The sequence below is a fragment of the Gardnerella vaginalis genome (assembly GCF_001546455.1).
In the GTDB taxonomy this organism is placed as follows: domain Bacteria; phylum Actinomycetota; class Actinomycetes; order Actinomycetales; family Bifidobacteriaceae; genus Bifidobacterium; species Bifidobacterium vaginale_B.
The window spans coordinates 18,468-26,941 of the sequence record NZ_KQ956815.1 but is presented as its reverse complement, the minus strand read 5'-3'; the positions used below and the strand labels follow the sequence as shown (position 1 = coordinate 26,941).

Here is an 8,474-nt window from a genome sequence, read left to right as displayed (position 1 = left end):
TTGTTTACGAAATGGGCCAAAAAGGGAACAAATGCGGGCAAAAGGGAACAAACGCGGGATAAAAGAAAAAGCTCACTACAGAGATTTAAGTTAGGGTTTGATACAATTGCAATGATGTCAACGCTGTTGTCAATAACGTTGCAACAATGGCAAAAGCTTATACGCACTCAACGTTATACGCACTTAACGCAACGCGTGCTAGCAAGAGGTGAATTATGGACGCGCTAAAACCAAAGATCCGCGCAGACAAGAACATAAAAATGGGGATTACGCTCAAAAAGTTCAAGCTGCTCGGCGCTGTAATGATGATGCTCAGCGCGTTTGGCACAACCGTTATTCCGCACCTTTTTGGCGGCCTTTCCAACTCCAACATGTGGAGCCTCACCGCTGCCGTAGTGTGCGAAGTTATAAGCTGGTCGGCTCTGCCGTGGTATGCGTGGCTGCTTGTTCGTGGCTATCAAAACACGCATAACCTAAACCTTTACACGCTTCGGCTGCTTGTGCTTGCGCTTATTTGCGAGGTTCCGTACGACTTTACAACCTTTGGTTGCGCTTTCGACATGCGCTCGCAAAACCCAGTGTTTGGGCTTGTTATTGCGCTTTTTGTGCTTTCGGGAATCGACATGGTTCGTGCGCGTTTTAAGGGCGCGCAAAAAGTGGCGTCAATCGCAGTGATCCTGGTTGCAGGAATATTGTGGAATCTTTTCGGCAAAGTCGGCTTTAGGCAGAATATTTTTTGGGGCGGAGCTTTACTTTTAGGATTTGTGCTGATTTTTAGGTTCCTAGAAAACCACGAGATTCGCATGGAGCTGATTGCAGGCGCTTTCGGCGCTATGTCGCTTTTGGCGCCAGGTGTTGGCGTGGCTGTGCTTCACTATCGCAGTCCGTATGGCGACGGACCTAAGCAAACTAAGCAATTCCGCTGGCTTATGTATGCGTGGTATCCGCTTATGCTTGTAATCGCAAGCGTGTTCACGATTTTGCTTTAGGCGTTATCTTAGTATTCACGATTTTGCTTTAGGTGCAGCCGTAGATTTCCTTATAATAAGCTGCAACGGGGCTGTAATATGCCTTCTTGCTACAGGCTTGCCTTCTATAAGTGATATTGCAATATTGCCAGCCTGTTCCGCCATAATTTTAGGATTTTGACGAATCGTAGTTAGCTCTGCCTCTTTTGCATATGTGCCATTGTCAAATCCAATAATTGACAAATCTTCTGGCACGCGAATCCCCAATTTTTGCAATCTAAACAAAAATGGCATTGCTGTTGAATCCTGGTGGAAACATATTGCGGTAGGTGGATTATCTTGTGCAAAAATTTCGGAAAGTGTGGCATTTATGGGGTCATCCTTGGTGTCTATTGGCAGCACTTTCCATTGCATGCCTTCAATATTTCTACACACATTTTCAAAGCTTGTGATTCTTCTTGACGAGCTAAAGTGGAAAGGCGAACAAAAATGCTCATACACGTATAAAAGACGCCTATGCCCTAATGTTGCTAAGTGTTGAATCGCAAGTTTTATGCCGAGTGCGTCGTCAATTCCGATTGATGCAGAAAGCACTTTAGAAGCTGTACAGTTTATTCCAACAATTGGCACATTTATGCGCTGCAACTGTTCTGCCTCGCTGTTACTTATGTCGAATGAAGATACGATTATTGCGTCTGTGTTTGCGCGCAAAGGCAATTCTTTAAAGAAGGTTTTTCTTTGCTCAACTTCTTCTAAAAGGTAGATTACAAGGTCGTAGCCATTCTTTTGTAGCACATTATTTAGTCCTTCTATAATCGCGGAGCTAAACCATTCGATTTTGCTACTTCCGATTAGAAGCGTTATTCGGTATGACCTACCTGTTTTAAGTTCCCCAGCGGTTCTAGAAACAGTGAATTCCATCTGTTCGGCGGCGCGCATAACTTTTGCGCGAGTAGATGCTGATACTTTTTCTGGATGTGCGAATGTTCTGGAGACAGTTGCAATCGACACTCCTGCCAGTGTTGCTACATCACAAATACTAGTTTTTGACAAATCGCACCTCTTTTAAGAGTTTTATTTAACTACACTGTTTTAATCACACTGTTACTGTTTTAACTGCATTTCTTTTTAATTACCATGCTTCTAGTCATCATAAATGAAAAGGTTTACATTTTTAGACACGCCGTCTAAAGGGCGTTTATTCTTGCAAAAATCGCCTAGTATTAGGGATTTAAAATGAAAACCTTTACATTTACATTTTTAATGTTTGACCGCACCAAACATAAAGCAATATTATAAAATTACCCATCAATTTCACGAGGAAGTGGAGTAACAATGAAGATTAAAAAAATATGCATATCCTGTATAGCAGTTTTGGGCATGATTTCTACGCTTGCCGCATGTGGGAATAATGGTACAGCAGGAGTAACCGATACAAAGAAAGACAAAGGCCTAGCTGTTATGGGTCAAGCTTTAAAGTACGACCCAAATCATTTAGTAAATCAAGGAAAGCCAATCCAGCTTGAGTATTGGAGCTGGGGAGACGCATCCACAGATCCGATTTACGACATGATTAAGGATTATCAAAAGATTTATCCAAATGTAAAGTTTAAGACTAAGAACGTTGCTTGGGATGATTATTGGACAAAGCTCCCACTTGCTCTAAAGGGAACAAAAGGCCCAGCTTTGTTTAATATTCACAATTCCAAGGATGAGCTTATTCGCCCATATGCTGCCGATTACAAGATTGACAAGGCTGCTATGGAATCGGATTATGCAACGGCGAGTGCGCATGAAGATGCTAAAGGCAATGTAAAGTACATTGACTCCGTAATCAATACGGGAAACATTTACTACAACAAGAAGCTTTGGAAGGAAGCTGGCTTAACCGAGGCAGACATTCCTACAACTTGGGATGAGTTGCGCGAAGTGGCAAAGAAACTCACTAAGTGGAACGGCTCCAAGATGGAACAGGCTGGATTCAACGTGAATGGCGATGCTTATGCTGCAATCAATCAAGGATTGAACTATCAGCGTGGCGAGCTTGCTTTTGATGCAAGTGGCAAGAAGCCTAATTATGACAACAAAGTCACGCGTGAAAACATGAAGTTCTTGAAGGATTTGTACGACAAAGACAAGGTTATTTCTACCGACTTTGGTACAGATTACACTCAGAGCTTTGGAAACGGTCAATCTGGAATGGTTTATGCCTGGGGATGGCTTGAAGGTGTGCTAAAAGAAAAGTACCCAGATGTTGAATACGGAATCTTCCCAACTCCAACATTTACAAAAGAACAGCCATTTGCTTACGACCGCTTCAACGGCGAATCCACTCCAGGAATTAACGCTCATCAGTCAAAAGAACAGCAAGAGGTTGCTCAAGATTTTATTAAGTTCATTCTTGCTAACGACGCGTTTATTCGCTCGGCGGTAAAACATTTGAACTCGTTCCCAGCAAAGAAGTCTTTGCAAAACGATCCTGAGATTCTAAAGGCTCCAGTAATGGCTGCGATTCAACCGCGTGTAGATCGCCTAATCTGGCCAGGAATCACGCCTTCTACCGTGGAAACAAGTAGCAAGGCTGCTTTCCAGAACGTTATGCAAAATGGCGAGTCTATTGATGCTGCAATCAAAGAGGCTCAAGCAACAATGGTTAAAGATATGAAGAATTCTAAGTTTACGTCTGCAGAAAGTAAGTACGAGTTCTTCAAAGAGCATAAGTAAGAATAAAGCAGACTAGGCAGCTAGAAATAGTCGATTTAAGTTGACTATAAGTCGACATCGATATAAGCGATTAGTTGCCTAGTCAAAACTAGCTATAACTAGTAATCATTGTGCTCAGTAGGTAAGGCAAGGAAAATCATGAAACAGGTAAATCAGGATTCTCATTTGTACAAAATGAGAAAACATAATGGTGGTATGTCAAAAATAAGCACTGCTCTTTCTCGAACCTTCTCCTTTCGGAATATAGCAGTAGTGTTTCTGATTGTTTATTTTGTGATTTTTCTTGCCTATCCAATATATAAGGCTTTTGCAGGCAGCTTCCACGAATGGAATCCGCTTGTTGGAACATACAATTGGGTTGGTCTAGATAATTTTAAACAGATTTTAGTAGATAAGTTATTCTGGAAGTCAATAGCAAACACTGCAATCTTTACGTTTGTATCCGTTGTGTTCCGAGTTATTCTTGGCATTGGTTTTGCAATGTTGTTAAGCTCCAAGCTGGTTAAGTGCAAAGACACATTGCGAGGTCTTTTTTACATGCCAACAATCACGCCGTTGGTGGCGGTGAGCTTTGTGTGGATGTGGATGTTTGACCCGCAGTTTGGCATGATTGATAGAGTTACTGGCTTAAATATCAATTGGCTGCACAGTTCCACTTGGGCTATGCCAGCAATCATAATAATGACAATTTGGAAAGATTTTGGTTACGCAACGGTGCTTTATTTGGCTGGATTAATGAACTTGCCAAAAGATGTTTACGAAGCGGCAGAAATCGACGGCGCTAACAGCGTGCAAAAATTCTTTAGAATAACAGTTCCATTGCTAAAACCAACAACACTTTTTATAGTAATCACATCTATGATTGGCTATATTCAAGCGTATGTTCAGATTCTTGTTATGACCAACGGTGGTCCAGGAACATCAACGTACACAATCAGCTATTTGATTTTTGATCAAGCATTCCAAAAATATAACTTTGGAATCGCCTCTGCAATGAGCGTTGTTCTATTTATAATCACTGGAATCCTAACATTCATAATGTTTAAAGCGTCTAAGGATAGTGAGTTAGTATGAAAAAACATAATCTTAAGAAGAGCATCATTAGCTGGTCTCTTACAATATTCCTATTCTTATTGTCTTTCTTAACAATCGTGCCATTTATTTGGATGTTTGTATCTTCCTTTGCTCCAAACAGCGACATTGTGCGTGTTGACGGCGGGCTGTTCCCAAAGCCAAGTACGTTTGGAAATTACGTTGGGATTCAAGAAAAATTCGACTTTTTGAGGCTATTCTTTAACTCGCTGTTTATATCGGTGGTTAAAACAGTAATAGCCATTTATACAAGCGCCGTTCTTGGATATGTGTTTGCAAAAATGAGGTTCCGTGGCAGAAATCTGCTTTTTGGAATAGTAATAAGCACAATGATGGTTCCTTGGGCGGTAACAATCATTCCGCAATACGACATGATGACTAGCTTTGGCTGGCAAGACACGTATCGCGCGCTTATAGTTCCAGGCTTAATAAGCGCATTCGGAATCTTTTTATTCCGTCAATCAATAAGCGGAATATCCGACGAACTGATTGAGGCTGCAAAACTGGATGGAGCTTCGGATTCTAGAATATTCCACAGAATAATCTTGCCAATGAGCCACAATACGATTGCTGCGCTCGCAATATTTACGTTCTTGTGGAATTGGGAAGACTATTTGTGGCCATTCCTTATGATTACAGACGAGAAAAAGCAGCTTCTTGCAGTTGGATTGAAGACTTTTAGTGGAAGATTTGGAACCGACTACGGCGGTTTGTTTGCTGCGGCATCGCTTGCTATTATTCCTGTGATAGTAGTGTACTTGGTGTTCCAAAAGCAGTTTATTGCTGGAATTTCAACTGGTAGCGGCAAGTAGAAAAGATAAGTAGAGAAGTCGCAAGTAGATGTTGCAAGTAGATGTTGCAAGTAGAAAAGGGCAAACCGAATGACTTTACAAGACGCACGCGGTGTTCAAGACGAGCACATTTTTTACGATTACGCTAAAAATCCGCTGTCTAAGGCAAAAGAGTCGCAGGTTATAAGCGGCAAAAATTGGCGAATTACGTTAATCACGGATTCGCTTGTGCGCCTTGAGTGGAGCGAAAACGGCGAGTTTGTAGACGCGCCTACGCAAACAGTTGTAAGGCGAAACTTTGAGGGCAGCGCGCAGTTTGCCGCGGAAGAATCGCAAGCAACCGAAGATGAAGCATCGCGCGCTTTTAATCCAAAATCTTTTAATCCAAAATATAGTGTAAAAAACTTAGAAAATGGCTGGATAGAAGTCGAAACTGAAAAACTGTTGATTTCGTACAACCAGCAGCCGTTTAGCAAAGAGGGCTTGAGCATTGTTGTGCGCGGAGTGCCAGGCTCGCAATTTAACACATGGCATTACGGCGACGAATGCCACGGCAATCTGCTTGGCACGGCGCGAACGGTGGACGAGGCGGATGGGGCCGTTAAGCTTGGAACGGGCGTAATATCTCGCGACGGGTGGGCCGTGTTAGACGATTCGCGCTCGGCAAAAATCGCGTATGCGGCTGCTGTTGATGGAAAAGAAAACCCATACGGGGCATGGGTGGAGCCGCGCGCAAAGGCGGATGGCGGCGTGCCTGGCGAAAGCTCTAAAGACCTATACTTCTTTGGCTACGGTCACAACTATATTGGCGCAATCCGCGATTTTTACAAGCTTACGGGCGCGCAGCCGCTTCTTCCGCGATTTGCGCTGAGCAACTGGTGGAGCAGGTACTACAGGTACAGTCAAGACGAATATTTGCAGCTAATGAGCCGCTTTAAGCGCGAAGGCATACCGTTCTCCACGGCCGTAATCGACATGGATTGGCACGTAACGGATGTGGACCCAAAGTACGGTTCGGGATGGACTGGCTACACGTGGAACCGCGATTTATTCCCAGATCATCGCGCGTTTTTGCGCCGACTTGCCAGCGAAGGGCTTACCGCAACGCTTAATTTGCATCCGCGAGACGGCGTGCGCGCGTTTGAAGAAGACTATGCGCAAGTTGCGCGCGATATGGGAATTGACCCAGCAAGCGGCAAGGCAGTTGAGTTTGACCTTACAAATCCGCGCTTTTTGCGCGCGTACCTAAACATGCATCGTCGCATGGAGAACGAGGGCGTTGGGTTCTGGTGGATTGATTGGCAGCAGGGCGGAGTCACGAAGCAGGCTGGGCTGGATCCGCTTTGGATGCTTAACCACGTGCATTACCAGGATTCGGGGCGCGGCGGCGCGTGGCCGCTCACGTTCTCGCGCTACGCGGGGCCAGGCTCGCACCGCTACCCAGTGGGATTTTCGGGAGATAGCGTAACAACGTGGGATTCGCTGGCCTTCCAAACTTACTTTACTTCTACGGCGTCTAACATTGGCTACGGCTGGTGGAGCCACGATATTGGCGGCCACATGCTTGGCGTGCGATGCGATGAGCTGGAGGCGCGCTGGTATGCGTTCGGCGCGTTTAGCCCGATTAATCGCCTTCACTCCAGCTGCTCGCCGTTTGCAGGCAAGGAGCCGTGGAACTTCCCGCGTGAAACTCGTGACGCGATGGTTAAAATGCTGCGACTTCGCGCGCAATTGCTGCCTTATTTGTATACGATGAACTATCGCGCGGCGGTTTGCGGCAGGCCAATCGTAGAGCCAATGTATTGGCAATCGCCAGAAACGCTTGCAGCATACGAGATGCCGAACGAGTACCGCTTTGGCAGCCAGCTTGTTGTTGCGCCAATCGTTAGCAAGGGGTGCGCGCAAGTTGAGCGCGGGTGCACTGCCGTTTGGCTTCCAGAAGGCGATTGGTACGATTTCTTTGACGGAAGACGCTACGTTTCGCGCGGCGGTGCGGGGCGCAGGCTTGAGGTTTGGCGAGGAATCGACCGAGTGCCAGCGTTTGCGCGTGCTGGGGCTATTGTGCCGATGCAAGTTTTGCCGAGTGAGGCGGACTGCGCAAGTAGCGAGCAGGCGGCGGCTGCGGTTAATAGCGTTGAAAATCCGCGATCTTTGCGCGTTCTTGCATTCCCAGGGGATTGCGGCGAATTTGTGATGCGCGAAGATAGCGGCCGCTTTGAAGACGCGTGCGCTGGGAAAACTGCCGATACGCGTATGGAGTTGATTTGGCGCGACGGTAATGCTTCCACACAGTTTGTGATTGATGCAGCAAAAGGATGCGCTAGTGCTGTTGATTCGCTGCCTTCTAATCGCGATTGGAGCGTGGTGTTTAGGGGCGTTGCTTGCCCAGACTTTTCGCGCGTTCGCGTTTTTGTTGGGCAAAATCAGCTTGAATCTAAGGCTGTAGAAGTTTCATATGAAGGCGAAGAGGGCGACTTAAGTCTTACTGTTTCTGTGCGCAATGTGCCTGTTGGCGATTGCGTGCGCGTGATTGTGGATGGCGGGCTGTGCATTGCGCAAGACCCTAAGATTGGCGATTGCTACAGGTTGCTTTTACAAGCGCAAATGCCGTACCGCGGCAAGGAGATTGCTTTTGACGCGATTCGCCAGGCTGATGGCAGCGCGAGTGCTATAAGTGAGCTTTGCGCGCTTGAATACACTAGCGAGGGCGAGTTTGAGCGCTATCAGCAAAGCGTTGACTTGACTAACGCGCATGCGCCGCAGCACCCAGAGGTTGCTAAGTGGGCGCAATGGAAGTGTACGTTGCCTGATTCGGTTAAACGCGCGCTTGAGGAGATTTTACTTCGCAGCGCGCTGTAACTGCGCGATTTCCTATTTGGTATTGCGCGAGGTTTGAGTA

Annotated in this window: 7 protein-coding genes; 6 read left to right on the top strand and 1 reads right to left on the bottom strand. The window is 45.8% G+C overall.

Annotated features, from left to right (window positions below):
* Both HMPREF3216_RS06615 and HMPREF3216_RS03050 read left to right on the top strand, forming a co-directional pair.
* Positions 1-228, top strand: a 228-nt coding sequence (locus HMPREF3216_RS06615) for a hypothetical protein (protein WP_230953853.1), incomplete at its 5' end; no start/stop codon positions are given.
* Complete coding sequence (locus HMPREF3216_RS03050; RefSeq protein WP_020757289.1) at positions 216-989, top strand: TraX family protein; 774 nt, start codon at positions 216-218, stop codon at positions 987-989. The genes HMPREF3216_RS06615 and HMPREF3216_RS03050, both read left to right, overlap by 13 nt.
* 15 nt (positions 990-1,004) lie before the next feature.
* Here the strand turns inward: HMPREF3216_RS03050 and HMPREF3216_RS03045 are convergent, their stop codons facing one another.
* Entirely contained in the window at positions 1,005-2,021 is a 1,017-nt protein-coding gene (locus tag HMPREF3216_RS03045) for a LacI family DNA-binding transcriptional regulator (protein ID WP_060786882.1), read from the bottom strand.
* 282 nt (positions 2,022-2,303) lie between these two features.
* Between HMPREF3216_RS03045 and HMPREF3216_RS03040 the strand changes: the two genes are divergently transcribed.
* From HMPREF3216_RS03040 to HMPREF3216_RS03025, 4 genes are all read left to right on the top strand, one after another.
* The gene (locus HMPREF3216_RS03040) at positions 2,304-3,692 is read left to right on the top strand and encodes an extracellular solute-binding protein (protein ID WP_060786881.1); all 1,389 of its coding nucleotides are present in this window, start codon (positions 2,304-2,306) and stop codon (positions 3,690-3,692) included.
* 138 nt (positions 3,693-3,830) lie between these two features.
* The gene (locus HMPREF3216_RS03035) at positions 3,831-4,766 is read left to right on the top strand and encodes a carbohydrate ABC transporter permease (protein ID WP_081090941.1); all 936 of its coding nucleotides are present in this window, start codon (positions 3,831-3,833) and stop codon (positions 4,764-4,766) included.
* Positions 4,763-5,596, top strand: coding sequence for a carbohydrate ABC transporter permease (locus tag HMPREF3216_RS03030; RefSeq protein WP_060786880.1), 834 nt, complete (start codon positions 4,763-4,765; stop codon positions 5,594-5,596). The genes HMPREF3216_RS03035 and HMPREF3216_RS03030 overlap by 4 nt, the downstream gene beginning before the upstream one ends.
* Positions 5,597-5,665: 69 nt before the next feature.
* Positions 5,666-8,434: a glycoside hydrolase family 31 protein gene (locus HMPREF3216_RS03025; protein ID WP_060786879.1), complete on the top strand. Its 2,769-nt coding sequence runs from the start codon at positions 5,666-5,668 to the stop codon at positions 8,432-8,434.
* Positions 8,435-8,474 lie beyond the last annotated feature (40 nt).

Coding starts and splice junctions, on each gene's coding strand:
- HMPREF3216_RS03050 (WP_020757289.1), top strand. CDS start 216: ATGGACGCGCTAAAACCAAAGATCCGCGCAGACAAGAACATAAAAATG.
- HMPREF3216_RS03040 (WP_060786881.1), top strand. CDS start 2,304: ATGAAGATTAAAAAAATATGCATATCCTGTATAGCAGTTTTGGGCATG.
- HMPREF3216_RS03035 (WP_081090941.1), top strand. CDS start 3,831: ATGAAACAGGTAAATCAGGATTCTCATTTGTACAAAATGAGAAAACAT.
- HMPREF3216_RS03030 (WP_060786880.1), top strand. CDS start 4,763: ATGAAAAAACATAATCTTAAGAAGAGCATCATTAGCTGGTCTCTTACA.
- HMPREF3216_RS03025 (WP_060786879.1), top strand. CDS start 5,666: ATGACTTTACAAGACGCACGCGGTGTTCAAGACGAGCACATTTTTTAC.